The following is a 26,086-nucleotide window of genomic DNA, read 5'->3' on the forward strand; positions in this document are numbered from 1 at the left end:
GCTAGCTTTCCCCGCGGCCCGACAACCGCTCGACGCCCAGCAGCAGGCCCGAGTGATCGAGGCCGCCGTCGCCGTTGGCGAGCGCGGACGCCATCAGCTGCGCGACGACCGTCCCCAGTGGGATGACGACGTCGGCCTCGCGGGCCGCGCTGGTCACGATGCCCATGTCCTTGTGGTGCAGTTCGATCCGGAAGCCCGGCTCGAAGTTGCGGGCCAGCATCTTCGCGGCCTTCTGATCCAGCACCGCCGAGCCGGCCAGGCCGCCGCCCAGCACCTTGACCGCCGCTTCCAGATCGACCCCGTAGGCTCGCAGAAACGTGATCGCCTCGGCGAGGAGTTCGATGTTTCCCGCGACGATCAGTTGGTTGGCGGCCTTGACGGTCTGACCGGCCCCGTTGGGGCCGACGTGGACGATCGTCTTGCCGACGACTTCCAGGATCGGCTTGGCGTCGGCGAAGTCGCGATCGGTGGCCCCGACCATGATCGACAGCGACGCGTTCTTGGCGCCGGCCTCACCGCCGGATACCGGGGCGTCGATCATGCGCAGGCCCCGTCGCCCCGCCTCCTCAGCCAGCTCCTTGCTGACGTCTGGGCGGATCGAGGAGAAGTCGATCACCAGGGTTTCGGGCTGCGCATGCGCGAAAACGCCGCCCTCCGCGGACAACACGTCTTGCGCGTCGGGGGAGTCGGGGACCATGACGGCCACCACGTCGGCGTCTTTGACCGCCTCTCCGATCGACTCCGCCGCGGCCCCGCCGGCTTCGACGAGCGCGCCGGTGCGCCCCGGCGAACGGTTATAGCCGATGACCGTGTGGCCTGCCCGGGCCAGGTGGCATGCCATGGGGCTGCCCATGATGCCCAACCCGATGAAAGCGATGGTGCTCATTGGTTCCTCGTTCCCGCGTGTGCCGCAAGCGATTCGATGTTGAGCCCGCCGCGGCCCCGCTCTGCCGTCGGCAGCCAGTCGAAGGTGTCGGGCCGGCTGGGCTTGTATTCCAGGCCGATATACCCGTCATACCCGCGATCGAGCAGTATTCCGACGTATTTGTCGAGCGCGATCTCGCCGGTCCCCGGCTCGCCGCGACCGGGCGCATCCGCGATCTGGACGTGGCCGACGCGGTCGGCATGCGCATGCAGCGCGGCAGCCACATCGTCGCCATTGACGTAGAGGTGGTAGAGATCGGCCAGCACGCGCAGGTTTTCGTACCCCGACCGGCTGCGTACGCGCTCGACGACCCGGACCGCGTCCGCCAGGGTCCTGAGGGGGTAGCGGGGCGCGCCGCTGACCGGCTCGATCAGCACCGTCGCGCCGATGCGTTGGGCGGCCTGAGCCGCGTACGCGAGATTCTCGGCCGCGATGTCGTCCTGGACCGCCGCCGAAAAGCCCTCGACGCGGTTTCCGTAGAGCGCGTTGAAGGCTCGGGTGCCCAGCGTCTTCGCGATGTCGACGGCGACGTCCACGCTGTCCCGGAACGCGGTCACCGACGCGGGGTCGGACACGATGCCCCGGTCGCCGGCGGGCATGTCACCGGCCGCGAAGTTCAGCCCGCTCAGCTGAACCCCGGCGTCGCGGATGGCGCGGACGAACGGTTCCACGTCCCCGTCCGGCGGTGCCGCCTCGGCGAACGGCCACCAGAATTCCACCGCATCAAAGCCCGCCCGCCGGGCGGCCTCGGGCCGCTTGAGCACGGGCAGATCGGTGAACAGGATCGAACAGTTCACCGTGTAGGTCGCTGGCGACACGGCACTTCCCTCCCGGTACTGGTTTCGCAATACGAAATAAATAAGTCGAATAACGGAATCAGTGAAGGCCTTCCGCGGGTGGGTTGTCAACCGCTGGGGAGCCGTTTCCTGCGTGACGGCCGGTCAGCCGCGGTGCAGTTGGAGGCAGGACTTACTGACAACGCGGGTTTCCTTTGACAGTCAAACGTGAGCCATGCCACGGTGGCATTCACGAAATAGCAATTCCGACATACGAAATGGAACGCGTTAATGACGGCACTGGACGAACGCGGCGGCGGCCTGCTCACCAGCATCCCGAACGTGGCTGTGCTCACCGACCCGGACGTGATCGAAAGCTATCGACAAGACCGGGCCAAAGATCCCGACGCCGGGCACCCGTTGGCGGTGGTGCGGGCCAAGAGCACCGAGGACGTTGTGGCGGTGATGCGCTGGGCGACCGCGGCCGGCGTTCCGGTGGTGCCGCGCGGCGCCGGTTCCGGTTTGTCGGGAGGCGCCACCGCGCTCGACGGCGGCATCGTGTTGACCACCGAGCTGATGCGCCACGTCGAGGTCGACCCGGTGACGCGCACCGCGGTGGTGCAGCCGGGGCTCACCAACGCCGAGGTCAAGCGGGCGGTCGCGGAGCACGGGTTGTGGTATCCCCCGGACCCGTCGTCCTTCGAATTCTGTTCCATCGGCGGCAACGCCGCGACCAACGCGGGCGGCCTGTGCTGCGTGAAGTACGGCGTCACAACCGATTACATTCTCGGGCTCGAAGTCGTCCTCGCCGACGGGACCGTGGTGCGACTCGGCGGGCCGCGCCTCAAGGACTCGGCCGGCCTGTCGTTGACCAAGCTGTTCGTGGGAAGCGAGGGCACGCTCGGCGTCATCACCGAGCTGACGCTGCGACTGCTGCCCCCGCAGCCGCCGGCCAGCACCGTGGTGGCCTCGTTCTCGTCGGTACGCGACGCCACGGAAGCGGTCTGCAACATCACCCGCGTCATGCGGCCCGCGATGCTCGAGTTCATGGACCACACCACGATCGCCGCGGTCGAAAGCCGCCTCAGGATGGGCCTGGATCTCAGCGCCCGCGCGATGCTCATCGCCCAGTCCGACTCACCCGGCGACCGCGAGAGCGAAATGGCTTTCATCGCACAGGTTTTCACGCACGCCAATGCGACGGACGTCTTCGCCACCGACGACCCGGACGAGGGCGAGGCGTTCACCGCCGCGCGGCGGTTCGCCATCCCGGCCGTCGAGCGCCTCGGCGACCTGTTGCTCGAGGACGTCGGCGTGCCACTGCCGGCGCTACCCGCGCTGGTCGAAGGCATCGAGGCCATCGCCAAGGAGCGCGACATCGTCTGCGCGGTCATCGCGCACGCCGGCGACGGCAACACCCACCCGCTGATCGTGCACGACCCGAGCGATCCCGACCAGTCGCGCCGCGCGCACCTCGCGTTCGGCGAAATCATGCACCTCGCACTCGAACTCGGCGGCACCATCACCGGCGAGCATGGGGTGGGGCGGCTCAAGAAGGCCTGGCTGCCGGATCAGGTGGGCCCCGACGTGATGGAACTGACCCGCCGCATCAAGCGGGCCCTCGACCCGCAGAACATCCTCAACCCCGGGGCGGTGCTCTAGATGTTTCAACCCGACTTCACCCCCGTCGCGCATTCCCTCGGCTGGAGCGCCGCCGTCGCCGCGCTGCCGTTGGTCATCATGTTCGTCCTGCTCGGCGGGCTTCGGGTACGCGCGCCCATCGCCGCCGCCGTCGGCGTCGGAACCGCGGCCCTCATCGCGTGGGGCGTCTATCACATGCCCGTCGCGCAGGTCGCCGACTCGGCCGTGCTCGGGTTCGCCTACGGCATGTTCCCCATTATGTGGTTGGTGCTCAACGCGATCTGGATCTACAACCTGACCGTGCAGACCGGCCATCGCGACGTGCTGTGCAGGTCCATGGCGTCGATCTCCCCGGACCACCGGATCCAGGCCGTCATCGTCGCGTTCTGCTTCGGCGCGCTGATCGAGGGCCTGGCCGGCTTCGGTACCCCGGTCGCCATCACGTCGCTGATGCTGGTCGCGCTGCGCTTCTCGCCGTTGAAGGCCGCCTCGGTGGCGCTGGTGGCCAACACCGCGCCGGTGGCGTTCGCCTCCTTGGGAATCCCGATCGTCGCGCTGTCGGGGGTCACCGGTCTGCCGCTGGACACGCTCGGCGCAATGGTCGGTCGGCAAACACCGATCTTGGCCTGCATCGTGCCGTTCATCCTGATCTTCATGGTCGACGGTCGCAACGGCCTCAAGCATGCGTGGCCGGCGGCCGCGATGGGCGGCGGCGTCTACGCGATCGTCCAATTCCTTTGCTCCAACTTCTTTTCCGTGGAGCTCACCGACATCGCCGGATCGATCATCAGCGCCGGCTCCATCGTGTTGTTGCTGCGGGTGTGGCGTCCGAAGGCGCCACTGACCGGCGCGCCGGAAGAGGTGGCGGTAACACATGAAACGGAAAGCGCCGCAGCGGCATTGGGCCGCCTGGATGGGGCGGTGCTGACCGCGCCCGCGGCGAGCGGGGTGCGTGACGAGGTGGTCGACTCCCGCAAGGACGTCCTGCTGGCCTACGCGCCGTACGTGATGGTAACGGTGATCTTCTCGCTGTCGATGTGGAAGCCGTTCACCGCCCTGCTCAAGCACGGCGGCACCAGCATCGCGTGGCCCGGGCTGCACGTCGCCAACGCCGCGCACAAGGTCTCCCCGCTGACCACCTACAAGCTCGACTTCCTTTCCGCCGCCGGCACTTTGCTTTTCGTCAGCGGACTGCTCACCATGCTCGTGCTACGGACTTCGGTGGGCCAGGCGGTGCGGGCATACGCGCAGGCGGCGATCCAATTGCGCAGCGCCGCACTCACCGTCGGGCTGGTGCTGGCGCTCGCGTACCTGTTGAACCTGTCCGGCGAGACCACCACGCTGGGCCTGTGGATCGCGGGCGCCGGCGGCCTGCTCGGGATCGTCGCCCCGATCATCGGCTGGCTCGGGGTCACCGTCACCGGATCGGACACCTCCTCCAACTCGCTCTTCGGGGTGCTGCAGGTCAGCGCCGCGCACGCGGCCGGGCTGAGCCCCACCCTGCTGGCGGCGGCCAACTCGTCGGGCGGCGTGATCGGGAAGATGCTCTCGCCGCAGAGCCTGGTCATCGCGACCGCCGCGGTGCAGATGAAGGGCAAAGAGGGGGACCTGTTCCGCACGGTATTCAAGTGGAGCCTGCTGCTGCTGGCGCTGATGTGTGTGCTGGTGTACCTGCAAAGCACCCCGTGGCTCGGCTGGATGGTCGTTTGATGGGCGGCCACATCGTCCTGGCGCCCGACAAATTCAAGGGATCGTTGCGCGCGGAGGAAGCCGCGCGGGCGATGGCGCAGGGCGTGTGGCGAGCCGATCCGCAGGCGACCACCATCACCTGCCCCGTCGCCGACGGCGGCGAGGGCACCCTCGATGCCGTGCTGGCCGCCGGATACCAGCGCATGCACGCCTATGTCACGGGACCAACCGGCGCCGGGGTGCACACCGCCTACGCCCGCACCGGCACGCGGGCGGTCATCGAGATGGCCGACGTCTGCGGCCTGCAGCGGCTCCCGTCCGGGACGCCCGCGCCGATGACAGCCACCACCTACGGGTTGGGCAGCGTGATCGCCCTGGCGCTGGACGAAGGCTGCCGCGACATCGTCATCACCGTCGGGGGCAGCGCGAGTACCGACGGCGGCGCCGGCATGCTGGTCGGGCTGGGGGCGAAAATCCTTGACCACCAAGGCAATCCGATCCCATCCGGCGGCGCGGGCCTGGCGCAGGCCGATCGGCTCGACCTGAGCAGGTTGCATCCGGCCATCGGCGAGAGCGCCTTCACGCTGGCCGCCGATGTGGACAGCCCGCTGTGCGGACCGCACGGCGCAGCGATCGTCTACGGACCCCAGAAGGGCGCTCACGGCGACCAGATTGCGGCGCTCGAGCGAGATCTTTCCCGCTGGGCCGACCTCGTCGACCGCGCGACCGGCACCGATTGCCGCAATCGGCCGGGGGCCGGCGCCGCGGGCGGCGTCGGTTTCGCGGCGCTATCGGTGCTGGGCGCGCGCATGCGGCCCGGCATCGACATGATCCTCGAACTCATCGAGCTGGACCGAAACCTGTTGGGCGCCAAAGTAGTAGTGACGGGGGAGGGATCCCTGGACGTCCAGTCGCTGCGTGGCAAGGCACCCGTCGGCGTATCCCGACGCGCCCACCGGCACGGCGTGCCGACGTTCGCCATCGCGGGGGTTTCGACCCTGACCAGCGCCCAGGCCCGCGCGGCCGGCTTCGCGGCCGTCCGCACCCTCAACGAATTCGAGCCGGATCTGCGGCGCTGCGCCACGCACGCCGCCAGCCTGCTCAGCCTGGCCACCGAAGCGCTTATCCGGGAATGCACGCCGCGCCAGGGAGGAAATCATGACTGAGTCCTATTACGACGAACGCACGGTGCTGCACTGGTACGACTTCGCGTGCCCGTTCTCCTACGTCGGGCAGCACCGGACCGCCATCCTCGCCGAGGCGGGATTCGACGTCGTCCTGCTGCCATTCCAGGCGCACCCCGGCATGCCGCCCGGCGGGCTGCCGATGCGGCACGGCCACGGGCCGAGGTACGCGACCATCGAGCGGCAGGCCCGGGCGGTGCGGATGCCATTGCGCTGGCCCTCGCGGATACCGCACAGCCGCCGGGCTTTGGCGGCCGCCGAGTGGGCGCGGCTCAACCAGCCCGCCGCCTTCGCCGAACTGCACCGCCTGCTGTTCGACGCGCACTTCGTTTTCGGGGAGGACATCGACGACCAGGCCGTCATCGACCGGCACGCCTTGGCCGCGGGCGTCGATGTCGGCCGCATGCGCGCCGCCCTGGCCGACGGAAGCGCGGTGGCCTCCGTCGGGCAGGCCGAGTGGGTCGCGCGGCACCGCGGCGTCGACGGCACACCGGCCTGGCTCATGGACGGGCGTTTGATGATCGGCCTGCAGCCGGTGCGCGACTTCGTGCACTGCGGCAACCTGACCGCGCGCGTGCATCGCTGAGAAACGGCCTGGTCAGCCCGCGATTTGGCCGCCGCGACGCACGTTCGGTAACCTGTCATTTACCGACGCGGGGTGGAGCAGCTCGGTAGCTCGCTGGGCTCATAACCCAGAGGTCGCAGGTTCGAATCCTGTCCCCGCTACGAGTGTCATGTCTCGGGACATCGTTGACAGGTGTCCCGAGACATGGTTTATCCCCCTGGCCGGTTTTCGGGGCTGCGTCCGCCTTCAGCTGAAGGAGAGCCGATGACGACTGCCTTAGAGCTAACACGCGGTGGAGCAGCAGATTTCGACGAGGGCGACGTCTATTTCATCGGTAACGCCACCACGCTGATCCGTTTCTGCGGACTGACGATTCTGACGGATCCCGCCTTCCTTCACAAAGGCGAGCACGTGAACCTCGGACATGGCATCTGGGCTCGCCGCGAGGTCGAGCCTGCTTGCCAGATCGCTGACCTGCCACCGATCGATCTGGTCGTCTTGTCGCACTATCACGGCGATCATTTCGATGACGTCGCCGCCCAAGAGCTCGACAAGAAACTGCCCATCGTCTCAACGGCTGACGCGGTGGACAAGCTCAGCGGCCTCGGTTTCGAGCAGGGCTATCCCCTCGACACCTGGGAGTCCCTCTTGGTGAAGAAAGGGGACGCGACGCTGAATATCACCGCCATGCCGGGCAAGCATGCCACCGACGAAGCGGTAAACGCGCTGTTGATGCCGGTTAACGGGCACTTGCTCGACTTCGGCCGCAAGTCCGATCACCTGTACCGGCTCTACATAACCGGGGACACGATGCTATTCGACAGTCTCGAGGAGATCCCGCGTCGTTACCCCGGCATAGACCTCGGTCTCATTCACACGGGTGGCACCACCTTCCTCGTCACGGTTGTCACGATGACCGGCGAGCAAGGAGTGAAGGCTGTCGAGATCACCAAACCTCGCACAGCCATCCCCATCCACTACAACGACTTCTCGGTATTCCTGTCCGGACTCGATGACTTCAAGAAGGCCGCGCAGACTTCGACCGCGAGGACGGAGTTCGTCTACCTCGCTCATGGCGAGACCTACAGGTTCAAGCCCGGTTTATGAAAGTCCTTCGCGTTCATGGCCAACGGCTTGGCGATGCGACGCGTGTGGCGCGATTCGCCTAGGGGCAGGCCTGCCGAATGAGGGCTGCCGTTTGGGCCGGCTGCGACATGTAGACGGCGTGGCTGGCGGGCACCTCGATGGTCGTGGCACCGGCCCGTTGCGCCATTGCGCGCTGGGCTGACGCTGGGATCATGCGGTCTTCGGTTGCGACCAGATACCAGCTGGGCCTGCTGCGCCAGGCGGTTTCGGTGACCGGCTCAGCCATGGCTTCCAAGGCAAACGGGACCTGCGCGCTGGCCATGAACGCGGCATCTTCGGGCGACAGGTCGGCGCCGAATGACTCATGGAACCCCTGCCGGTCCTGGAACAGGAACCCGCCGGGCGCCGATACAAGTGGTGACCCCGCCTCGTTCGGGTCGCCGTAGAACGTTCTCACCGACTCGCCCTTATCCGGCGCGAAAGCCGCGATGTAGACCAGGGCTATGACCTTGTCGTGGGTGCCCGCCTGGGTGATGACCGCGCCGCCGTAGGAGTGCCCCACCAGCACGACCGGCCCGCTTTGTTCGTCCACGATCAGCCGCGTTGCGGCAGCGTCGCCCTGCAGTGACAGGGTCGGATTCTGCACCACGGCAACGCGGCAACCATCCTGTGTGAGTAGATCATGAACTGCCCGCCAGCTAGATCCGTCCACGAAAGCGCCATGCACCAGAACGACATTCGTGGGTGCCGAGCCGCCAACCTTAACCATGCCCTACGGCACAATCCCCGCGACGCGACATTGGGCCTGAACCGCTTCAGCGTGGGCGTCATGTTGCGCGTAGACGGCGCGACACCAGTCACGAGCGGCATCACCACATGCGTGCTGGAGTGCGCCACCCATCGAACTCGCGAACGTGACATTCACGCAGCCATCACCCGATCGGTCGTAGGGGTCCGACGAGTGGTCGGTCAAAACCCATGCTGTCGAGCCGGCGGCAATAGCCCCGACGAAAACGCCGACCGCTATCCGCATCGCACGGCGTTCGCCAGGTGTGAGCGGGTCGGTCGGCGGGGTCTTGCCTCTGTTGACCGTCGGCAGCTCCTTCGCGCGGTGAACACGACCGTTCCACAATAATCGGATTCCCGGGCTCGCCGTAGGTTTCCGTCTGCTCGTCATGACGTGGGGACCGACGGTTGGCCTAGCGCGTCGTTTCTCGTCTGCGGGCGAACTCATCGACGAGCAGCTGCAAACGTTCCGAGTCGTACTCGGGGCGAAGTCGTCCGGTCCGGCCCAGGGTGACCAGCCCGTGCAGGGCGGCCCAGAAAACCTCGGTGAGCGTGTCGCCGTCCTGGTCGCCGGCGACCATGCCGACCGCCTGGCGCAACGCTTCGAAGGCCGCGATCAGCTGGGGCGGCGTGTCCTGCGCGGCGAAGCGCAGGGTGGTCGCGCGGGTGAACATCGCGTCGTAGACCGCCGGGTTGTCGCGCGCGAAATCCAGGTAGGCCCGGGCGATCCGGGTCAGGGTGTCGCTGGGCGCATCGGCGTCGGAGCGGGCGACCCGGACCGCCTCGGCGAGCTCGGCGAACCCGTCGAGGGCGACGGCATCGGCGATCTGTTCCATGCCGGCGAAGTGCTTGTACAACACCGGCTGGCTGTACTCGATCTCGGTGGACAGCCGCCGCGTGGTGACGGCATCCCAGCCCTCGGCCTCGGCCAGCCTGCGCGCGGTTCCGACGATCAGCCGGCGACGGGCGGCCCGATCGCGCTCACGACGCTCCTCGATGGGCATGCGCTCCAAGATATCACAGCTAGAAAAACTAGCAACGCTATTGACGTAATGACGTGAGGGGGTTAGCGTTGCTAACACCTACGAATGAGGGGAGCTACGACATGGTTCTGCACGACATCACGCGGGCCGCCGCACTGATCGCGGTCCTGGGCACCGCGGTGGTCTACGGCACCGACGTGTTCTGCGCGATGGTGATGCGACCGGCCCTGGCGTCGGTCGACGACGCGGCCCTGATCGCCGTCATGGGCCGCGTGCACCGATACGGAGACGGGCGCATGCCGCTGCCCGGAGTGCTCGGGATCGTGGCCGCCGCGGCGAGCGCGGTCCTGGCCGCGATCGGTGCGCAGTGGCCGCAGGCGATCGCGGCGGGCGCCGCACTGGTCCTGCTGGTGATCTGGCTCGCTCTTTACACCCGGGTGAGCGCGCCCATCAACAGGCAAATGACAGCGGCCGCCGACGCGGGCCGGACGCTGCCGAACGGTCATGCGCTGCAAGAGAAATGGGATTCGATCATCAACGTTCGCGCATCGCTGCAGGGCCTGGCCGTGGCCGCCCTATGTGCGGTGATGATGATCTAGTAGCCGAATCACACTGCGAGGAGCAAGATTTCGATGTTTCAGCTCAGGATCTACACCCTGCGATCGCCCGCAGCCCTACGACAGTACGCGACGGTGCACTGGGCGCGGCACCTCCCTACCTTCGAGGCGTTCGGGGTCACCACCCACGGGGTCTGGACGGAGCAAGGTGCCAATCGGCTCGTCGCGCTGATCGGCTACCCACCGGACGCCGACCCGGACCACCTCACGCGGCGCATCATGACCAGCCCGGAATTCGCCGCCGACATGGCCGGCTTCGACGTCGAGGACATCGTCGACGTTCAAACGACATTGCTTGACCCGACATCTTTTTCACCAATTCACTGACGAACCAGGAGTACTCGACATGACCATCACCACCATCATCGGCTACGTCCTCGCCGGGCTCCTCGCCGCCGGCATCATCTTCATCGGCGCGCGCTTCCTCGTCGCGCCGCGCGTCGCCGCCGCCGGCTACGGCGTGCTGCCCGACCTGGACCAACCGGGCGTCGGCGCTTACCTGAGCGTCAAGGGCGTGCGCGACATCGCCTCGGGCCTGGTCGTTGTCGTCCTGATGGTCGCCGGCGCGACGCACCTGGTGGGCTGGGCGACATTGGCCGCCACCATCATTCCGCTCGCCGACGCGACGATCGTGCTACGCAACGGCGGCTCCAAGTCGATCGCATGGGGAGTCCACGGCGTCACCGCCGCCGTCATGCTGGTCACCACGGCGCTGCTGCTCGTCTCCTGAGCCTGACCTCGGGCGGTATGACGACGATCACCTGACGCCCCGGGAATTGCTTCGACATCGAAGCGAGTTGTAGGCACCGTAACTGCTTCGAACTCGAAGCAATCAACTCGAGGAGGGACATCATGAAGGCTCTGCGGTACCACGAATACGGCGGTAGCGACGTTCTGCGGGTCGAGGAGGCCCCGCGCCCCGTGCCGGGCCCGCGGCAGGTGCTGGTGAAGGTCGCCGCCACCTCGTTCAATCCGGTGGACGCCGGCATCCGCGGCGGCTACCTGGCCGAGGTGTACAAGATCGACTTCCCGCACATCCCCGGCGTCGACGTGGCGGGGACCGTCGCCGAGATCGGCGACGGCGTGACGGGCTGGAACGTCGGCGACGCCGTGGTGGCCTTCCTGCCGCTGGACGCCGACGGCGCCGCCGCCGAGTTCGCCGTCGTGCCGGCCGAATCGCTGGCCGCCGCCCCGACGTCGGTGCCGTTGGCCGATGCGGCAGCGCTGCCGGAACCCGCGTTGACCGCGTGGCAGGCCCTGTTCGAGATCGCCGGGCTGGCCGGCGGTCAGTCGGTTCTGATCAACGGCGCCTCCGGTGCGGTCGGCGGCTACGCCGTTCAGTTGGCCAAGCAGGCCGGTGCCGTCGTCACCGCGACCGCCAAGGCGCGCGACGCCGAGCGGCTGCGCGGGCTCGGCGCGGACCGCATCGTCGACTACGTCGACTACACCCGCTCGCCGATCGACGTCGAGGGCGCACCGTTCGACGTGGTGCTCAACCTGGTGAGCACCACCGACGAGCAGACCGAAGCCCTCATCGGCGTCGTCGCCGACGGCGGATTCCATGTCGGCACAATGGTTTTCGGGCCGCAGAATCCCGGCCGCGGAGTGCGCACACAGCGGGTCTTCGTCCGCAGTGACGCCGCCCAGCTCGCCGGGCTGGTCCGCCGCGTCGACGACGGGCAACTGCGCATCGAGGTCGCCGATCGCCGCCCGCTCGAGCAGGCCGCGGCGGTGCACGAGGACTCCGACTCGGGCCGCCTGCACGGCAAGACCATCCTGATCGCCACTGAGTAGCCCGGGCCGCCGAGGCCACGCCTCGAGCCGGTGGAACTTCGATGTCGAAGCATTACGCTCCAGGCGTGGTCAAGGCCCTCAACCCGGTCCAGCTGCAGACCTACTTCGCGCTGATGGAGGCGGTCAGCTTGCTGCAGTACGCGGTGCGGGAGCAGTTACAGGCCGACGGCGGCCTCAGTTACGTGCAATTCGAGATCCTGGCCAAACTTGCCGACGCCGAACGCCCCCTCACCATGACCGAGCTGGCCGACGGGGTGGTGTACAGCCGCTCCGGGCTGACTCATCAGGCCGGACTGCTGGAAAAGGAAGGCCTGATCACCCGCGCCAGTTCGCCCGACGACCAGCGCGCCACGGTCGTCAGCATCACCGAGGCGGGCCGTGCCCGGGTCGCCACCGTCTTGCCCGGCCACATCGAGGTGGTGCGCGAACTGCTGTTCGACTCGCTGTCCGACCGCGACGTGCGCACCCTGGGTGAAGTGATGAGCCGCGCCCGCGACCACATGCGTGCTCGGCCGCCGCGCTCCGCCGCCCCGCGCCGTCGCCGCTAGCAGGGGAAACGGTCTCACAGGTTTCTCGGCGGCCATTTCCGTCCCAAGCCGGAGCGCCTCTGGGACCATAGGCCGGTGACCACGCGCCAGGCCGACACCGTTCGCCCCGTCGAACGGGCGCAGGCTCAGCGGCCGGCAGAGACCGGATTCCGCAACGATATCGAGGGCTTGCGCGGCTTCACGCTGTTGGCCATCCTCGGCTTTCACATCTCGATGCCCGGTGTCAGCGGCGGCTTCGTCGGCCCCGACATCTTCTTCGAAATCTCGGGCTTCGTCATCACCGGGCAGCTCTGGCGCCAGGTGAGTACCACCGGCACCATCGGACTGCGGAAGTTCTATGGGGCCCGGTCCCGCCGACTGCTGCCCGTATCGGCCACGGTCGGCGTCATCACCGCGATCGCCGCGGCCGTCTTGCTGCCCGTCGTGCAGGCCCAAGGCGCCCTGAAGGACGCCATCGCCTGCGCGTTGTACGTTCCGAACTTCTGGTTCATCGTCCAACAGGTCGACTATTTCGCCGGCGGCACGCCTTCGCCGTTCCAGCACTACTGGACCTTGGGCGTGGAGGAACAGTTCTACCTGTTGTGGCCGCCCCTGATCGTCGGCACGGCGTGGCTGATCCGCCGCCTGCGCCGGCGCACGAAGACCGACGCGCCCGTGTCGAAGAGGCCGTACCTGGCCCTGGTGACGGTGATCGCGACCGTGTCTTTCGCGCTGTCGCTGCTGATCACCTACGTGATGCCGCTCGCGGCGTACTTTTCGCTCTTCACCAGGGCCTGGCAGTTGGCGCTCGGGGCTTTGGTGGCCCTGACGGCCGAGTACTGGAGCCGGCTTCCGGCGCGAGCCGCGGTGATCACGGGATGGGTCGGGACGGGCATGGTCCTGTGGGCCTGCGTCCTTTTCACCCCGGACATTCCCTATCCCGGCACCGCCGCGCTGCTGCCCGTCCTGGGCACCGCGCTGGTGCTCGGCGCCGGCTGTTCGACGCCGAACCGGGGCGCGGGGCGGGTCCTGGGATGGTCCCCGATGCGGGCGATCGGACGGCTGTCCTACTCGTGGTACCTGTGGCACTGGCCGGTGTTGGTGTTCGCACCCATCATCGTGGGCCATCCGCTGGGCCTGGCCGGCAGGTTCGTGGCGGCGGTCGTCGTCTCCGGCGGGCTGGGCTGGCTCACCCTGCGTTTCATCGAGAACCCGTTGCGATACGCCGCTGTCCTGCGCAAGTCGCCGGCGAAAAGTCTGGCGGTCGGCGGTTTCGCCACGTCGGCGGCGGCCTGCGTGGCCGCGGTGTTGCTGATGTGGGTGTCTTCGCTGCCGATGCCGGTCGCGGTCGCGCACGGCGCGCAGGCGGCGCCGCTGACGATCACCGCCGGGCCCGTGCCGACGGGTACCAACATCGAGGCCTACGACGCGGCGGTGCAGGACGTGTTCTCGCAGGTGCAGGCCGCGGTCGCGGCATCGGCCGATGTGAAGGCCGTCCCGTCGAACCTGAAGCCGACGGTCGGCGACGCGGCGGGCGAAATCGGGGCCATGTTGTTCAACGGCTGCCTGCGCGCACCCCTGCAAGCCGGGCAGCCGGAGTGCGCGATGGGCGACACCAAATCCAAGACGACGGTGGCCATGGTCGGCGATTCGCATTCGTCGATGTGGATTCCGGCGTTCCAGCAGATCGGCACGCAGCGGCCCTGGCGACTTGAAGCCATGGCCAAGGCGGCCTGCCCGATGATGGACCTGCCGATCGCCAACCCACTGGTCAGTCCGCTGGTCGAATACATCCAGCGCTGCGGGCAGTGGCGCGGTCAGATCATGGATCGGCTCCGCGCCGAGCACCCCGCGCTCGTCATGGTGAGCGTGTTCCGCGGGTACACCGCCACCCACAGCAATGGATTCCGCTCGGGCTTCACCTCGTACGACCCGGCCTGGAACGACGGCCTGACCCGCCTGGTGCGTCAACTGCGCGAGACCGGCGCCAAGGTGCTGGTGCTCGGGCCGCTTCCGCACCTGACCACCTCGGTGCCAGGCTGTCTGTCCGAGCACCTCGAGGACGCGACGGCATGCTCGCCGCCCATGTCATACGCGTTCGACCGAGCCGGCATGTCCGCCGAGGCAGCGGCCGTCAAAGCCGGCGGCGGGCAGTACGCGGACCTCTCCGAACTGTTCTGCACCGCGAAGCGCTGCCCGGTCGTCGTCGGCAACACCCTGGTCTACGTCGACGCCGGTCACCTGACGCTCGAATACTCCCGGTTGATGGCACCGGCGATCGCGGCGCTGGCCGACCGCGCGCTCGCCGGGGGCTGACGCCCACACCGCTTCTAGGTGCAGCCGCTCACATGGACTCGCCGGCCGACACCGGCGCACACGCTCACGTTCGGTGGCGGAAAGTCTTGCGGCAGAGGGGCATAGTCGCCCGGCGGCGGGGCGTAGGTGTTGACCGTGTCGGCGACGTTGGTGCACCCGCTCACCGAAATGCGCCGACCGACGCTCGCGCAGACGTCGGCGTTGGCCACGCCGGGGGGTTGCACGACGGCATAGATTTCCGGGACCGCCGTGAGGGCCAACACCGCGACCCCCGCGGCGGTCCACGACCGCGCCCACAGATTCATCGCTATCTCCTTCGCTAGGGGGTGGCGCTGCTGTCGCCCAGCAGCGGAGTCCACTGGCAACGCTGCCTGGCGTCGGCCAGCGGCTGGCGGATGTTCTCCAGGTCGGCCTGCTCTTGCGGGTTGGCGTTGAAATAGTTCTGCACGTTGTCGCGGATCTGGTCCTTGGGCTGGTCCTGAAGGCCGGTGTAGAACCCGTTCACGTCCGGGTGCGTGAACAGGTAGGTCGACAGCGACGCGGCGACACCCGCTGCGACACCGGCGATGTCGGCGGCCGTGCAGTTGGCCGGCCGGGACGGCGGATCGGCCGCGGCGGTCCCCGCGGTGGCCAATAGCGTGCCGGCGACCGCGCCGGCGCCGATCGCACCGACGATTAGCCGGCGCCGAATGGAGATTGGGCGAAACATAGCGGGCTCCTTCCTGCGCATAAATCATCTTCTGCCAACCTCGTCGGTTCCGGAAGGGGCGCGAGCTGGCAAGACCGGCCTCGTCGGGGCCAGATTCCGTTAATGTCCTAAGGCGCCGACAGGAAGGGATGCAGTGAACCATTTGTGCGCGCGGACCGCCGGATTCGTGTCAGCGGCGTTGGCGACGGCCATCGTGATGCCCGCGACGGCGCACGCGACGCCGCCGATCGGGGTCAGCGCGGTCACCCTGTCGAAGCAAACCGTCGACGGCAAGGACTACATCGTCAGCGAAATCACGGTCGCACCAAACGGAAGCACCGGCTGGCACACACACCAGGGCGAGATTTACGGCGTCATCAAGTCTGGCGTGTTGACCCACTACGGGTCGGACTGCCAGCAGGACGGCGTTTACGGCCCCGGGGCCGCCATCACCGATCCGACGGGGCCACAGCACGTTCACCTCGCCCGCAACCTGGGGACGACGCCACTCGTCCTCGATGTGACCTACATCGATCCGGCGGGAGCGCCCACCTCCGACAGCGCACCCAACCCCGGCTGCGACTTCGAATGAGCACGTTCGGCTTCCACACCCTGGCGCTGCTGACCGCGATCGGTTTCGCCGGGCCGCTGCTGGCGTCGGTGCCGCACCTGCGGATACCGGTGATCATCGGCGAGCTCGCCGCCGGGCTCGTCGTCGGCAAGACCGGCTTCGGCATCATCGACGACACCAACCCGACCCTGCAATTGCTCGCCAACATCGGCTTCGCGCTGGTGATGTTCGTCGTGGGCACCCACGTTCCGATCCGCGACCCCCAGTTGCGCTCGGCGGCGCCGCGGGCGCTGCTGCGCGCGGTCGCGGTCGGCGCCGCCGCGGCGGTCCTCGGCTTCGGGCTGGCCGAGGCGTTCGGCACCGGGCACGCCGCGCTCTACGCGGTGCTGATGGCGTCCTCGTCGGCGGCGCTGGCGCTGCCGGTGATCGATTCGCTGCGGCTGCAGGGGCCCGACGTGTTGTCGGTGACGGTGCAGATCGCCATCGCCGACGCCGCGAGTATCGTGTTGCTGCCGTTGGTAATTGACCTGCGCCGGGCTCCGGTCGCGGCGCTCGGTGCGCTCGCCGTCGCGGCCTGCGCGGCGGTGGTGTTCATCGTCCTGCGCGCGGCCGACCGCAAGGGCTGGCGGCAGCGCCTGCACAAGTACTCCGAAAAGCAACGCTTCGCACTGGAATTGCGCACCAACCTGGTCGTGCTGTTCGCCCTGGCGGCGCTGGCAACCAGCACCCACGTGTCGATCATGCTGGCGGGCTTCGCGTTGGGTCTGGTGATCGCGATGGTCGGCGAACCGCGACGGCTGGCGCGCCAGCTGTTCGGTATCACCGAGGGGTTTTTCAGCCCCCTGTTCTTCGTCTGGCTGGGCGCCTCGCTACAGGTGCGCGAGTTGGGCGCGCACCCGAAGCTCATCCTGCTGGGGCTCGGCCTGGGTCTGTGTGCCGTGCTGGCGCATTGCGTGGGACGGCTGCTCGGCCAGCCGCTGACGCTGGCGGTGCTGTCCGCCGCGCAGCTCGGCGTGCCGGTGGCCGCGGCCACCATCGGCACCGAGGAACACCTTCTCGTCCCCGGCGAAGCCTCGGCGTTGATGTTCGGCGCCTTGTTGACGGTCGCGAGCACGTCGCTCGCGGGCGCGCTGGCGGCGCGCGGCCGGCCGGCCGCGACGAACCCCGTGTGACCAAGGGACCGAAGCACTCCCATCCGGGTCCATTCGGCCCTACGGGCGCGCGCGGCGCGGTGGTCGGATGAAACCCTAGGCCGATCTAGGGGGCTGTCATGAGGGATCGTATGTACCGCGTTACCGATCGCCTGCACCAAGGCCGCACGGTCGCGGTGCCCGGTAACGAGATCGCCCACGTGGTGTCGGCCTGGCTCGCCGAGCTGGGCGCGGACAGCCCGCTGGCGGACGACCTCGAACGGGCGGTGCGCGTCGGCAATTGGGCGGCGGCCCGCGCGGTCGGCGATCAGCTCTCCGTCGACGTGGCCGTCATCGCGGCCTAGGACTAGTCATGTCGAGCTCCGCAATTGGCCCAAAGTCCTTTTGCCAAGTGCCGTCCTGCTCTCGCATCGCCCCATGTGATTACGCCATCGTGGACGTGACGAAGCTTTACCGAAGGGAACTGGAGCGATGAACGCGCGCTTTCCGGATGCCGGCACAGTCCGGACTGGCCTGACCCTGGCGGGCCGCGCCCCCTCGGTGCACAACACGCAACCGTGGCGGTGGCGGGTCGACGACACCAGCCTGCACCTGTACGCGGACGCCGAACGCCAACTGCCCAACACCGACCCGGACGGCCGGGACCTGATCTTGAGCTGCGGCACGGCCCTGCATCACTGCGTCGTCGCGTTTGCCGCCGTCGGGTGGCTGTCCAAGGTGACCCGGCTGCCGAACCCGGACGACCCGAATCACCTTGCCGCGATCGAGTTATCGCCGTACCCGGCCGACGCCGTCGACATCGCGCTGGCCGCGGCGATACCGCGGCGCCGCACCGACCGTCGCCACTACAGCTCCTGGCCGGTGCCGATCGGGGACATCGCGCTGATGGCCGCCCGGGCCGCCCGAAACGGCGTGACGCTGTGCCAGGTCGAAGACCTCGACAAGCTGAACAAGATCGTCGCCGAATCCGTTGCGGAGCACTTCAATCGCGACTACCTCGCCGAGCTGACGGCGTGGAGCGGGCGCTACGCGTCGGTGGCGGGCGTTCCCGCGCACAGCACGCCGCCCTCGGACCCCGCGGCGAAAATACCGGGGCGGTTTTTCGCCGGCCCCACGCTGCCGCAGGCGCCCGAATCGTCCTCCTCGGAGGACAACGCCGTCGTGCTTGCGCTGGGCACGCGGACCGACGACCGGCTGGCGCGGCTGCGGGCCGGCGAGGCCACCAGCGCGGTGCTGCTGACCGCGACGTCGATGGGATTGGCCAATTGCCCGGTCACCGAACCACTGGAGATCGCCGAGACCCGCGAACTGGTTCGCTCGGACATCTTCGGGGGCGGCAACTACCCGCAGATGCTGCTTCGGGTGGGCTGGGCGCCCATCAACGCCGACCCGCTGCCCGCGACGCCGCGGCGCGAGTTGACCGATTTCGTCGAGTGGGTCAACGAGTAAGTGTCCGGGAGCGGAGGCGGCGAACATCACCAGGTCGCGTCGTTCGACGCGGCCGGGCTGCACCGGCTGGTCGAGGTGCTGATCGAGCGGGGCTACCGCGTGGTCGGTCCGACGTTGCGGGACAACGCAATCGTGCTGGCGGAGCTGCAGTCCGCGGACGAGCTGCCGCGCGGCTGGGGCGTCGATGTCTCTCCCGGGCATTATCGGGTGCGCCGCCGCGACGACGCCGCCGCCTTCGGGCACTCGGCCGGGCCGCAGTCGTTCAAACAGTTCCTGCATCCGCCGCGGCAGCGACTGTGGGCCGGCACCCGGGACGGGATGAGCGAGGCCGAACCCGATGGGCCAGCGCCGCGCTACGCGTTCCTCGGCGTGCGCGGGTGCGACCTGGCTGCGATCTCGACCCTCGACGGGGTGCTCGGCCGCTCCGAGTATCCGGACAGCTCTTTCGTCGGCCGGCGGCGACGGGCCTTCATCGTCGCGGTGAACTGCACGGAGCCGGGCGGGCTGTGTTTCTGTGCGTCGATGGGCACCGGGCCCGCGGCCGGGCCGGGCTACGACTTGGCCCTGACGGAGCGCCTCGACGAAGACGCGCCGTCATACCTTGTCGACGTCGGCAGCGAGGAAGGCGCCGACGTCCTCGCGGCGGTGGCGCACCGGGCCGCGAGCGATGACGAAATCGCTTCCGCACGTGCCGATGTCGAGGAAGCGGCCCAGCACATGGGCCGCCGGATGCCGGACACGGACCTGCGGGAGCTGCTGATCGCCTCGCGGGAATCACCGCAGTGGGACGAGGTGGCCAGCCGCTGCCTGACGTGTGGCAACTGCACGATGGTGTGCCCGACCTGCTTTTGCACCACCACCGAGGACGTCAGCGACCTCACCGGCGAGCACGCCGAGCGTTGGCGGCACTGGGCGTCGTGCTTCGAGTTCGACTTCACCTACGTCCACGGCGGCGGCAGCGTCCGCCAGTCCGGGGCGTCGCGCTACCGGCATTGGCTGACCCACAAGCTGAGTACCTGGCACGACCAGTTCGGCACGTCGGGCTGCGTCGGGTGCGGCCGGTGCATCGCCTGGTGCCCCACCGGCATCGACATCACCGCGGAGATGAACAAGATGGCCGGCAGTGACTGAACGGACTGAACGGAGTGAGCCGGCATCGGCGATGGCGCCGGTGCCGTACCGGGTGCGCAGCCGCATCGTGGAGAGTCCCGATTCGGCGACGCTGTGCCTCGAGCCCGTCGGCGAGTCGCTGCGCGCCCCGCTGCCGGGGGAGTTCATGATGCTCTACGCGTTCGGCGTGGGCGAGGCCGCGATCTCGATCAGCGGCGACCCCACCGTGACCGACGGCTCGATCACCCACACCATCCGCGCGGTGGGGGCGGTGAGCCGGGCCCTGCACAACGCCGAACCCGGCAGCGTCATCGGCGTCCGCGGTCCCTTCGGCACCACCTGGGGACTAGAGGAAGCCGTCGGGCGCGACCTGGTCCTGGTCGCCGGCGGCGTGGGGCTGTGCCCGCTGCGTCCGGCGGTGCTGGGCGCGCTGGCCGGACGGTCGAGCTACGGCAAGGTGACGCTCATCGTCGGCGCGCGCTCGCGGGCGGACTTAGTGTTCGCCGAACAACTCGAAAAGTGGGCCGACGACCCGCAGATCGAACTGCACGTCACGGTCGACGTCCCGGTCCAGGGCTGGCGTGGCGAGGTCGGCCTGGTCACCGAGCCGCTGCACCGGCTCACGCTCGACCCCGGGAACACCACCGCCTTCCTGTGCGGGCCGGAGCCCATGCTGCGGTTCGGCGCCGAGGCGCTGCTGGCGAAAGGCGTGGCCGCCCAGGACATTCGGGTGTCGCTGGAACGCAACATGCAATGCGGAATCGGGTGGTGCGGTCACTGCCAGCTGGGTCCGCTGCTGTTGTGCCGTGACGGCCCGGTCGTCGGCTACGACGTGGCCGGCCCGCTGCTTTCCGTGAAGGAGCTTTAGATGAGCCCGACCACACTGGCCGTGTGGAAGTTCGCGTCCTGCGATGGTTGTCAGCTCACCCTGCTGGACTGCGAGGACGAGCTGCTCACCCTGGCCGACCAGGTGCAGATCGCCACGTTCGCCGAGGCGTCCAGCGCGATGGTCGGCGGACCGTACGACGTGTCGCTGGTCGAAGGCTCGGTCACTACTTACCACGACGAGCAGCGCATCCGCGAGATCCGCGAGCAGTCAAAGGTTCTCGTCACCATCGGTGCGTGCGCGACGGCCGGGGGAGTGCAGGCTCTGCGCAACTTCGCCGACGTCGCCGAGTTCGCCTCCGTCGTCTACGCCAAACCGGAGTACGTCGACACGCTGGCGACCTCCACGCCGGCGTCGGCGCACGTCAAGGTCGACTACCAGCTGCCCGGCTGCCCGATCGACCGCGGCCAGCTGCTCGACACCCTGGCGGCCCTGCTGATCGGGCGCAAACCGCAGATCCCGGCCAAGACGGTGTGCACCGAGTGCAAGCTCCACGGCGTCACGTGCGTCGTTGTCTCAGAAGGGATTCCGTGCCTCGGCCCGGTCACCCACGCGGGCTGCGGGGCGCTATGCCCCCGGCACCATCGCGGCTGCTTCGGCTGTTTTGGGCCGTCGGCGGCGCCCCGGACCGCGACGCTGATCCCGCTGCTGCGCCGCGACGGCATGTCCGACGGCGACGTCGACCGGGTGTTCTCGACGTTCAATGTGACCACCTTCTCCGCCGAACGGAGCAATCAGTGAACCCGTCCACGCGCACGCTGAGCGTGGGCACGCTGACCCGCGTCGAGGGCGAAGGCGCGCTGCGTGTCGCGTTGAAGGACGGACAACTGGAAAGCGTCGAGCTGAACATCTATGAGCCGCCCCGGTTTTTCGAGGCGTTCCTGCGCGGACGCGCCCACACCGAGCCGCCCGACCTGACGGCGCGGGTGTGCGGCATCTGCCCGGTCGCCTATCAGGTCAGCGCGTGCAACGCGATCGAAGACGCCTGCGGTGTCGAGGTGGACCAGGAGCTCGTCGAGCTGCGCCGCCTGCTCTACTGCGGCGAATGGATCCACAGCCACATCCTGCACATCTACCTGCTGCACGCGCCGGATTTCCTCGGCTACCCCGACATCATCGGCATGGCGCGCGACCACGCGCGCGACGTCGAGCGCGGGTTGTCGCTGAAGAAGGCGGGCAACCGGCTAATGGAGTTCGTCGGGGGTCGCGCGATCCACCCGGTCAACGTGCGGCTGGGCGGATTCTATTCGGTGCCAACGCGATCGGACTTCGCGCCGCTCGAAGAGCAGTTGCGCCGGGCCCTGGATGACGCGCTCGCGACCGTCGAATGGGTGTCGCGCTTCGAATTCCCCGACCTCGAGCTGGACCACGAGTTCCTTGCGCTCACGGCGTCCGCCCGATACCCCATCGAGAACGGCGCCATAGCGCGCAGCGCCGGCCCGCCGTTTCCCGTCGCCGAGTTTACCGAGCACGTCGTCGAGTCCCAGGTGCCCCACTCCACCGCCCTGCACGCGACGCTCGACGGCGGCCGCCACCTGACCGGACCCCTGGCCCGGTACTCGCTGAACTCCTCGGCGCTCTCGCCCGTCGCGGCGCAGGCGGCCGCGCAAGCCGGCCTGACGGTCGAATGCCGAAACCCGTTCCGCAGCATCATCGTCCGCGCCGTCGAGGTGGTCTACGCGATCGAAGAGGCTTTACGCATCATCGACGAATACCAGCGCCCGGCCCGCCCGTTCGTCGAGGTCCCGGCGCGCGCCGGCGTCGGCCACGGCGTCAGCGAGGCACCCCGCGGCCTGCTGTACCACGGCTACCGCATCGGCGAGGACGGGCTGGTTTCGGCGGCGACCATCATCCCGCCCACCTCCCAGAACCAGGCGGCCATCGAAGCCGACCTGGCCAACCTGGTTTCCGGAAACCTCGCCCTCGACGACGCCGCGCTGACCGCGCTATGCGAGCAGCTGATTCGCAGCTACGACCCGTGCATCTCGTGCTCCGCGCACTTTCTGACGTTGACGGTGCAACGGGGATGACGTCCGCTTCGGGCGGGACCGTCGTGATCGGCCTGGGCAACCGCTACCGCGGCGACGACGGCGTCGGCGTCGCCGTGGCCGCCGAGCTGGACCGACTGGCGCTGCCCGCGGTTCGCGTGGTGACCGACATCGCCGAACCCACGGGCCTGCTCGACGCGTGGTCGGGCGCCACACTCGCGGTGGTGATCGACGCCGCGGTCGGGACGCCGCCGACGCCCGGCCGCGTGCGGCGGTGCGGCCTGAGCGACGTGGCGGCTAGTGGCGGATTGAGTTCGCACAGCATCGATATCGTTCGCACGCACGCGCTGGGCGAGGCGCTCGAACGAGTGCCCGACGAACTGGTGCTGTTGACGGTGGAAGTCGCCGACACCGGTCACGGGACCGGTTTGACCCCCCGGGTTGCGCGCGCGGTGCCCGAGGTTGTGGGCATGACGGTGGCCGAAATCAACTCGAGGCGACCCGGAAGGGCCCTTCGGTCTGACGGGCGGTGACTTTTGGCCGCTGACCGAGGCCGGCGGCGGCCCTAGCGTTAGTGATATGGCGTTGTCGCCGCAGCGCGTCTTGGTGCCATGGAGAGGTGATCGTCATGAGCCAGATCGCCGCGATTTGGGCGGTTTCCGGGTCGGTTGTCGTGGTGCTCCTGGCGCTCGCATCGATCAGAGTGGTGCAGCAATATCAGCGCGGCGTGCACTTCCGGCTCGGCCGGGTTATCGCGGTGCGCGAACCCGGCTTGCGGTTCATCATTCCGATCATCGACCGCCTGTGGCGGATTTCGATGCGCATCGTCACGATGCCGATCCAGTCGCAGGGCATCATCACCCGCGACAACGTGAGTGTCGACATCGCCGCGGTTGCCTACTTCCGCGTCGTCGATGCCCGCAAGGCCGTCGTCGTGATCGAAAACGTCAACGCCGCCATCGACCAGATCGCGCAAACGACCTTACGGAACGTCGTGGGACAGCATTCCCTCGATGAAGTGCTCGCCCAGACCGAGAAGATCAACGGCAGCATTCGCCAGATCCTCGACACCACGACCGTGGAGTGGGGCGTCGAGGTGACCTTGGTGGAGCTCAAGGACATTCAGCTGCCGGAGAGCATGAAGCGCGCGATGGCCCGCGAGGCCGAGGCCGAGCGGGAGAAGCGAGCCAAAATCATTGCCGCGGAAGGGGAAGCCCGAGCCGCGGCGGCCCTCGGCGACGCGTCCGACACCATGATGAGGCACCCGCTGGCGTTGCAACTGCGCAACCTGCAGACGCTGCTCGAACTCGGGGTGGAAAAGAACACCACCATCGTTTTCCCCGCCCCGCTGATGACCGCGATCGGAGAACTCACCGCCTTCCTGACCCGTGAGTCGGACGCCTCGAGGTCCACCCGGCAAGCCGTCGAAATGGCCGACGACAAGCTGGTCCATGCCGCGCCCCTGCAGTGAACGTCGCGCGAGTCCGCCGTGAGAACTAGCCAGAAAACCGGTGGCGTGGTCACGGCTCGCGCTCGTCAGCGGGTTCTGGTGAGAGCCGATGTCGCGGCGGCCCGCCTCGGCAGCGTGATCATCCTGGCCTTTGCCCTGGGCTGGTTCTTGCTGCTGGCCGTGCGCGAACACCTCGGCGTCGAGCGGGTCGCCCCCGGGCGATTCGGGTGGTCGGTGGCCCTGCTCGCCGCCGCGGCCTTTATTGCACGCGGCATCTTCCTTGGCCGGCCGGTCACCGCCCGGCACGCGTTGATCTCCGCCGCCGCGCTGGGCGCCGGAGTGTTTGCGCACTTCCTCTCGTACGGCGTGCTCGGGAACTTCCTCATCGCCGGCAGTGGGCTCGCGCTCGTCTTGCCGACGACGGCCAAACCGCAACCGGAGCTGCTGGATCAGGTGTGGCCGCTCGTGGACGCCACCCGCGAGGACCCGTTGGCGCCCTTCGCCATGCACTCGTCCAAGAGCTACCACTTCAACGCGGACCGCTCCGCGGCGATCGCTTACCGCACCCGGCTCGGGTTCGCCGTCGTCAGCGGGGACCCGATCGGCGACGCCACCCAATTCGACGGGCTGGTGGACGATTTCGTCCGCATGTGCCGAAGCCGCGGTTGGCAGATCATCGTGCTGGCCGCCGGGGAGCGGCACGTCAGCCTGTGGCGCAACGAGGTCGTCGGCCAGCAGATGATCGCAGTGCCGATCGGCCGCGACGTCGTCGTCGACGTCCCGCGCTTCACGTTGGCGGGGCGCCGTTTTCGCAACTTGCGCCAGGCGGTGCAGCGCACCCGCAACAGCGGGGTCACCACACAGATCGTCGACGAGCAAGAACTCGATCAAGCGCTCTCCGCCGAGCTGACCGAGGTGCTGTATGCCGCGCACCGCGCAGCGCGGACCGAACGCGGGTTCAGCATGAACCTGGACGGGGCTTTGCAGGGCCGCTATCCCGGCATCAAGCTGGCCATCGCGCGCGACCGGTCCGGGCGGGTGGTGGCGTTTCACCGCTACACCACGGCCGACGCGGGACTGGAAGTCAGCCTCGACGCACCGTTCCGCCGCCCCGACGCCCCGAACGGGGTCGACGAGCGCCTCAGCGTGGACATGATCGAAGAAGCGAAACTCAATGGAGCGCTCCGGCTTTCGCTGGCGTTCGCCGCTTTCCCGGAGATCTTCGACGCGGCGAACCCGACGCCGCTGCAGCGGGCCGCGTATCGGTTGATCCACCTGCTCGATCCGTTGATCCGGCTGGAGTCCCTGTACCGCTACCTCAACAAGTTCCATTGCGTGGCCGAGCGACGGTACGTGGTCCTGTGCGCCCACCACATCCCGGCCGCGCTGCTGGTGTTGCTGTCGCTCGAGTTCATGCCGCGCCCGCGCCGCAAGCGACTGGTGAGATGACTCAGGCGCGGTCGCGGCTGCCCAGCAGCGGCGGCCCGAACCGGAACCGGCGGCCGGTGACCATGTCGGGAAGCACCCGCACGTAGTGCGTCTTCTCGGAGGACAGCCACGGCAACAGTTGCGCGCGTTCGGCCTCCTGGATCTGCTCGTCGGTGCGCAGCGAGCGGGCCCTGCCCTTGACGATCACGCTCCAGCCCTCCGCCACGTTGTGTTCGTCGACCTCGAACAGCACGCGGTTGTTGATCGCGGTGCTGACCAGCTTGGTGCCCTCCGCCGTGCGAAACAGGATCGACTTGTGCTGGACCACGAAGTTGACGGGGAAGATCTCGGGCACGCCGTCGACGCTGGTGACCAGTCGTCCCAAGGCCACGCCGGACATCAGCTCCCAGCATTCGTGCTCCGGCAGGATCGTCACGCCATCATCGGTTATGGACATCAGCCACCTTTCTTCGATA

General features: G+C 68.4%; 29 protein-coding genes and 1 tRNA gene. 23 read left to right on the top strand and 7 right to left on the bottom strand.

Annotated elements, in window-relative coordinates; genetic code table 11:
- Position 1: 1 nt before the first annotated feature.
- Both A5706_RS14190 and A5706_RS14195 read right to left on the bottom strand, forming a co-directional pair.
- Positions 2-886 carry a 2-hydroxy-3-oxopropionate reductase gene (locus A5706_RS14190; RefSeq protein WP_068131559.1) on the bottom strand — a complete coding sequence of 295 codons (885 nt, stop codon included), beginning with the start codon at positions 884-886 and terminating at the stop codon, positions 2-4.
- A complete protein-coding gene (locus tag A5706_RS14195; protein ID WP_068131561.1) occupies positions 883-1,743 on the bottom strand; it encodes a hydroxypyruvate isomerase family protein in 861 nt (286 codons plus the stop codon). The genes A5706_RS14190 and A5706_RS14195 overlap by 4 nt, the downstream gene beginning before the upstream one ends.
- 249 nt (positions 1,744-1,992) lie before the next feature.
- Here A5706_RS14195 and A5706_RS14200 point away from each other — a divergent pair, with 249 nt between their 5' ends.
- The 6 genes from A5706_RS14200 (at position 1,993) to A5706_RS14225 (ending at position 7,887) form a co-directional block, all read left to right on the top strand.
- Complete coding sequence (locus A5706_RS14200; protein WP_068131564.1) at positions 1,993-3,363, top strand: FAD-binding oxidoreductase; 1,371 nt, start codon at positions 1,993-1,995, stop codon at positions 3,361-3,363.
- Positions 3,364-5,052, top strand: coding sequence for an L-lactate permease (locus tag A5706_RS14205; protein ID WP_068131566.1), 1,689 nt, complete (start codon positions 3,364-3,366; stop codon positions 5,050-5,052).
- Positions 5,052-6,197, top strand: coding sequence for a glycerate kinase (locus tag A5706_RS14210; RefSeq protein ID WP_068131567.1), 1,146 nt, complete (start codon positions 5,052-5,054; stop codon positions 6,195-6,197). The genes A5706_RS14205 and A5706_RS14210 overlap by 1 nt, the downstream gene beginning before the upstream one ends.
- Positions 6,190-6,801, top strand: coding sequence for a DsbA family protein (locus tag A5706_RS14215; RefSeq protein ID WP_068131569.1), 612 nt, complete (start codon positions 6,190-6,192; stop codon positions 6,799-6,801). The genes A5706_RS14210 and A5706_RS14215 overlap by 8 nt, the downstream gene beginning before the upstream one ends.
- 66 nt (positions 6,802-6,867) lie before the next feature.
- Positions 6,868-6,941 (top strand) — tRNA-Met (locus A5706_RS14220).
- A 103-nt stretch (positions 6,942-7,044) separates the two neighbouring features.
- Positions 7,045-7,887, top strand: coding sequence for an MBL fold metallo-hydrolase (locus tag A5706_RS14225; RefSeq protein WP_068131571.1), 843 nt, complete (start codon positions 7,045-7,047; stop codon positions 7,885-7,887).
- Positions 7,888-7,945: 58 nt separating this feature from the next.
- Here A5706_RS14225 and A5706_RS14230 read toward each other — a convergent pair whose 3' ends face one another.
- Complete coding sequence (locus tag A5706_RS14230) at positions 7,946-8,635, bottom strand: alpha/beta fold hydrolase (protein WP_068131573.1); 690 nt, start codon at positions 8,633-8,635, stop codon at positions 7,946-7,948.
- Positions 8,636-9,065: 430 nt separating this feature from the next.
- A complete protein-coding gene (locus A5706_RS14235) occupies positions 9,066-9,656 on the bottom strand; it encodes a TetR/AcrR family transcriptional regulator (protein ID WP_068131575.1) in 591 nt (196 codons plus the stop codon).
- Between the two features lie 101 nt (positions 9,657-9,757).
- Here A5706_RS14235 and A5706_RS14240 point away from each other — a divergent pair, with 101 nt between their 5' ends.
- The 6 genes from A5706_RS14240 to A5706_RS14265 all read left to right on the top strand — a co-directional run bounded on the left by A5706_RS14240 (position 9,758) and on the right by A5706_RS14265 (position 14,889).
- Complete coding sequence (locus A5706_RS14240) at positions 9,758-10,234, top strand: DUF1772 domain-containing protein (protein WP_068131577.1); 477 nt, start codon at positions 9,758-9,760, stop codon at positions 10,232-10,234.
- Between the two features lie 33 nt (positions 10,235-10,267).
- Positions 10,268-10,579: an NIPSNAP family protein gene (locus A5706_RS14245; RefSeq protein ID WP_068131579.1), complete on the top strand. Its 312-nt coding sequence runs from the start codon at positions 10,268-10,270 to the stop codon at positions 10,577-10,579.
- Between the two features lie 19 nt (positions 10,580-10,598).
- Positions 10,599-10,982, top strand: coding sequence for a DUF4267 domain-containing protein (locus A5706_RS14250; RefSeq protein WP_068131581.1), 384 nt, complete (start codon positions 10,599-10,601; stop codon positions 10,980-10,982).
- 122 nt (positions 10,983-11,104) lie between these two features.
- Positions 11,105-12,046, top strand: a complete 942-nt coding sequence (locus tag A5706_RS14255) for an NADP-dependent oxidoreductase (protein ID WP_068131583.1) — start codon at positions 11,105-11,107, stop codon at positions 12,044-12,046.
- A gap of 41 nt (positions 12,047-12,087) precedes the next feature.
- Positions 12,088-12,594 (top strand): MarR family winged helix-turn-helix transcriptional regulator, encoded by a 507-nt coding sequence (locus A5706_RS14260; protein ID WP_068131585.1) that lies wholly within the window; start codon positions 12,088-12,090, stop codon positions 12,592-12,594.
- A gap of 75 nt (positions 12,595-12,669) precedes the next feature.
- Positions 12,670-14,889 (top strand): acyltransferase family protein, encoded by a 2,220-nt coding sequence (locus A5706_RS14265; RefSeq protein ID WP_068131587.1) that lies wholly within the window; start codon positions 12,670-12,672, stop codon positions 14,887-14,889.
- Between the two features lie 14 nt (positions 14,890-14,903).
- Here A5706_RS14265 and A5706_RS14270 read toward each other — a convergent pair whose 3' ends face one another.
- Positions 14,904-15,194, bottom strand: a complete 291-nt coding sequence (locus A5706_RS14270; protein ID WP_068131589.1) for a hypothetical protein — start codon at positions 15,192-15,194, stop codon at positions 14,904-14,906.
- 14 nt (positions 15,195-15,208) lie between these two features.
- A complete protein-coding gene (locus A5706_RS14275; protein ID WP_068131591.1) occupies positions 15,209-15,598 on the bottom strand; it encodes a heme-binding protein in 390 nt (129 codons plus the stop codon).
- 133 nt (positions 15,599-15,731) lie between these two features.
- Between A5706_RS14275 and A5706_RS14280 the strand changes: the two genes are divergently transcribed.
- The 11 genes from A5706_RS14280 to A5706_RS14330 all read left to right on the top strand — a co-directional run bounded on the left by A5706_RS14280 (position 15,732) and on the right by A5706_RS14330 (position 25,631).
- The gene (locus A5706_RS14280) at positions 15,732-16,169 is read left to right on the top strand and encodes a cupin domain-containing protein (protein ID WP_068131593.1); all 438 of its coding nucleotides are present in this window, start codon (positions 15,732-15,734) and stop codon (positions 16,167-16,169) included.
- Complete coding sequence (locus tag A5706_RS14285) at positions 16,166-17,320, top strand: cation:proton antiporter (RefSeq protein WP_068131595.1); 1,155 nt, start codon at positions 16,166-16,168, stop codon at positions 17,318-17,320. The genes A5706_RS14280 and A5706_RS14285 overlap by 4 nt, the downstream gene beginning before the upstream one ends.
- A gap of 98 nt (positions 17,321-17,418) precedes the next feature.
- Complete coding sequence (locus tag A5706_RS14290; RefSeq protein WP_068131596.1) at positions 17,419-17,643, top strand: hypothetical protein; 225 nt, start codon at positions 17,419-17,421, stop codon at positions 17,641-17,643.
- 127 nt (positions 17,644-17,770) lie between these two features.
- Positions 17,771-18,748, top strand: a complete 978-nt coding sequence (locus A5706_RS14295; RefSeq protein WP_068131598.1) for an NAD(P)H nitroreductase — start codon at positions 17,771-17,773, stop codon at positions 18,746-18,748.
- 66 nt (positions 18,749-18,814) lie between these two features.
- Entirely contained in the window at positions 18,815-19,879 is a 1,065-nt protein-coding gene (locus tag A5706_RS14300; RefSeq protein ID WP_068131644.1) for a 4Fe-4S dicluster domain-containing protein, read from the top strand.
- A gap of 31 nt (positions 19,880-19,910) precedes the next feature.
- On the top strand, positions 19,911-20,726 hold the full coding sequence (locus A5706_RS14305) for an FAD/NAD(P)-binding protein (RefSeq protein ID WP_068131600.1): 816 nt from the start codon (positions 19,911-19,913) through the stop codon (positions 20,724-20,726).
- Entirely contained in the window at positions 20,727-21,485 is a 759-nt protein-coding gene (locus A5706_RS14310) for an oxidoreductase (protein WP_068131602.1), read from the top strand.
- Positions 21,482-22,774 (top strand): Ni/Fe hydrogenase subunit alpha, encoded by a 1,293-nt coding sequence (locus A5706_RS14315; protein ID WP_068131604.1) that lies wholly within the window; start codon positions 21,482-21,484, stop codon positions 22,772-22,774. The genes A5706_RS14310 and A5706_RS14315 overlap by 4 nt, the downstream gene beginning before the upstream one ends.
- The gene (locus A5706_RS14320) at positions 22,771-23,265 is read left to right on the top strand and encodes a hydrogenase maturation protease (protein ID WP_068131605.1); all 495 of its coding nucleotides are present in this window, start codon (positions 22,771-22,773) and stop codon (positions 23,263-23,265) included. The genes A5706_RS14315 and A5706_RS14320 overlap by 4 nt, the downstream gene beginning before the upstream one ends.
- Before the next feature lie 95 nt (positions 23,266-23,360).
- Positions 23,361-24,203, top strand: coding sequence for a slipin family protein (locus A5706_RS14325; protein WP_068131646.1), 843 nt, complete (start codon positions 23,361-23,363; stop codon positions 24,201-24,203).
- 78 nt (positions 24,204-24,281) lie between these two features.
- Positions 24,282-25,631: a bifunctional lysylphosphatidylglycerol flippase/synthetase MprF gene (locus A5706_RS14330; RefSeq protein ID WP_369831867.1), complete on the top strand. Its 1,350-nt coding sequence runs from the start codon at positions 24,282-24,284 to the stop codon at positions 25,629-25,631.
- A 1-nt stretch (position 25,632) separates the two neighbouring features.
- Here the strand turns inward: A5706_RS14330 and A5706_RS14335 are convergent, their stop codons facing one another.
- A complete protein-coding gene (locus A5706_RS14335; RefSeq protein WP_068131610.1) occupies positions 25,633-26,067 on the bottom strand; it encodes a pyridoxamine 5'-phosphate oxidase family protein in 435 nt (144 codons plus the stop codon).
- Positions 26,068-26,086: the final 19 nt, after the last annotated feature.

Origin of the sequence: Mycobacterium sp. E796, assembly GCF_001672815.1 — a bacterium.
In the GTDB taxonomy this organism is placed as follows: Bacteria; Actinomycetota; Actinomycetes; order Mycobacteriales; family Mycobacteriaceae; genus Mycobacterium.

Excerpts from the sequence above, each read along its gene's own strand:
- A5706_RS14335 (WP_068131610.1), bottom strand. The coding sequence starts at position 26,067 with ATGTCCATAACCGATGATGGCGTGACGATCCTGCCGGAGCACGAATGC.
- A5706_RS14310 (WP_068131602.1), top strand. The coding sequence starts at position 20,727 with ATGAGCCCGACCACACTGGCCGTGTGGAAGTTCGCGTCCTGCGATGGT.
- A5706_RS14225 (WP_068131571.1), top strand. The coding sequence starts at position 7,045 with ATGACGACTGCCTTAGAGCTAACACGCGGTGGAGCAGCAGATTTCGAC.
- A5706_RS14285 (WP_068131595.1), top strand. The coding sequence starts at position 16,166 with ATGAGCACGTTCGGCTTCCACACCCTGGCGCTGCTGACCGCGATCGGT.
- A5706_RS14275 (WP_068131591.1), bottom strand. The coding sequence starts at position 15,598 with ATGTTTCGCCCAATCTCCATTCGGCGCCGGCTAATCGTCGGTGCGATC.
- A5706_RS14325 (WP_068131646.1), top strand. The coding sequence starts at position 23,361 with ATGAGCCAGATCGCCGCGATTTGGGCGGTTTCCGGGTCGGTTGTCGTG.
- A5706_RS14240 (WP_068131577.1), top strand. The coding sequence starts at position 9,758 with ATGGTTCTGCACGACATCACGCGGGCCGCCGCACTGATCGCGGTCCTG.
- A5706_RS14320 (WP_068131605.1), top strand. The coding sequence starts at position 22,771 with ATGACGTCCGCTTCGGGCGGGACCGTCGTGATCGGCCTGGGCAACCGC.
- A5706_RS14230 (WP_068131573.1), bottom strand. The coding sequence starts at position 8,635 with ATGGTTAAGGTTGGCGGCTCGGCACCCACGAATGTCGTTCTGGTGCAT.
- A5706_RS14205 (WP_068131566.1), top strand. The coding sequence starts at position 3,364 with ATGTTTCAACCCGACTTCACCCCCGTCGCGCATTCCCTCGGCTGGAGC.
- A5706_RS14235 (WP_068131575.1), bottom strand. The coding sequence starts at position 9,656 with ATGCCCATCGAGGAGCGTCGTGAGCGCGATCGGGCCGCCCGTCGCCGG.
- A5706_RS14290 (WP_068131596.1), top strand. The coding sequence starts at position 17,419 with ATGAGGGATCGTATGTACCGCGTTACCGATCGCCTGCACCAAGGCCGC.
- A5706_RS14190 (WP_068131559.1), bottom strand. The coding sequence starts at position 886 with ATGAGCACCATCGCTTTCATCGGGTTGGGCATCATGGGCAGCCCCATG.
- A5706_RS14305 (WP_068131600.1), top strand. The coding sequence starts at position 19,911 with ATGGCGCCGGTGCCGTACCGGGTGCGCAGCCGCATCGTGGAGAGTCCC.
- A5706_RS14260 (WP_068131585.1), top strand. The coding sequence starts at position 12,088 with ATGTCGAAGCATTACGCTCCAGGCGTGGTCAAGGCCCTCAACCCGGTC.
- A5706_RS14215 (WP_068131569.1), top strand. The coding sequence starts at position 6,190 with ATGACTGAGTCCTATTACGACGAACGCACGGTGCTGCACTGGTACGAC.
- A5706_RS14295 (WP_068131598.1), top strand. The coding sequence starts at position 17,771 with ATGAACGCGCGCTTTCCGGATGCCGGCACAGTCCGGACTGGCCTGACC.
- A5706_RS14270 (WP_068131589.1), bottom strand. The coding sequence starts at position 15,194 with ATGAATCTGTGGGCGCGGTCGTGGACCGCCGCGGGGGTCGCGGTGTTG.
- A5706_RS14250 (WP_068131581.1), top strand. The coding sequence starts at position 10,599 with ATGACCATCACCACCATCATCGGCTACGTCCTCGCCGGGCTCCTCGCC.
- A5706_RS14245 (WP_068131579.1), top strand. The coding sequence starts at position 10,268 with ATGTTTCAGCTCAGGATCTACACCCTGCGATCGCCCGCAGCCCTACGA.
- A5706_RS14210 (WP_068131567.1), top strand. The coding sequence starts at position 5,052 with ATGGGCGGCCACATCGTCCTGGCGCCCGACAAATTCAAGGGATCGTTG.
- A5706_RS14200 (WP_068131564.1), top strand. The coding sequence starts at position 1,993 with ATGACGGCACTGGACGAACGCGGCGGCGGCCTGCTCACCAGCATCCCG.
- A5706_RS14255 (WP_068131583.1), top strand. The coding sequence starts at position 11,105 with ATGAAGGCTCTGCGGTACCACGAATACGGCGGTAGCGACGTTCTGCGG.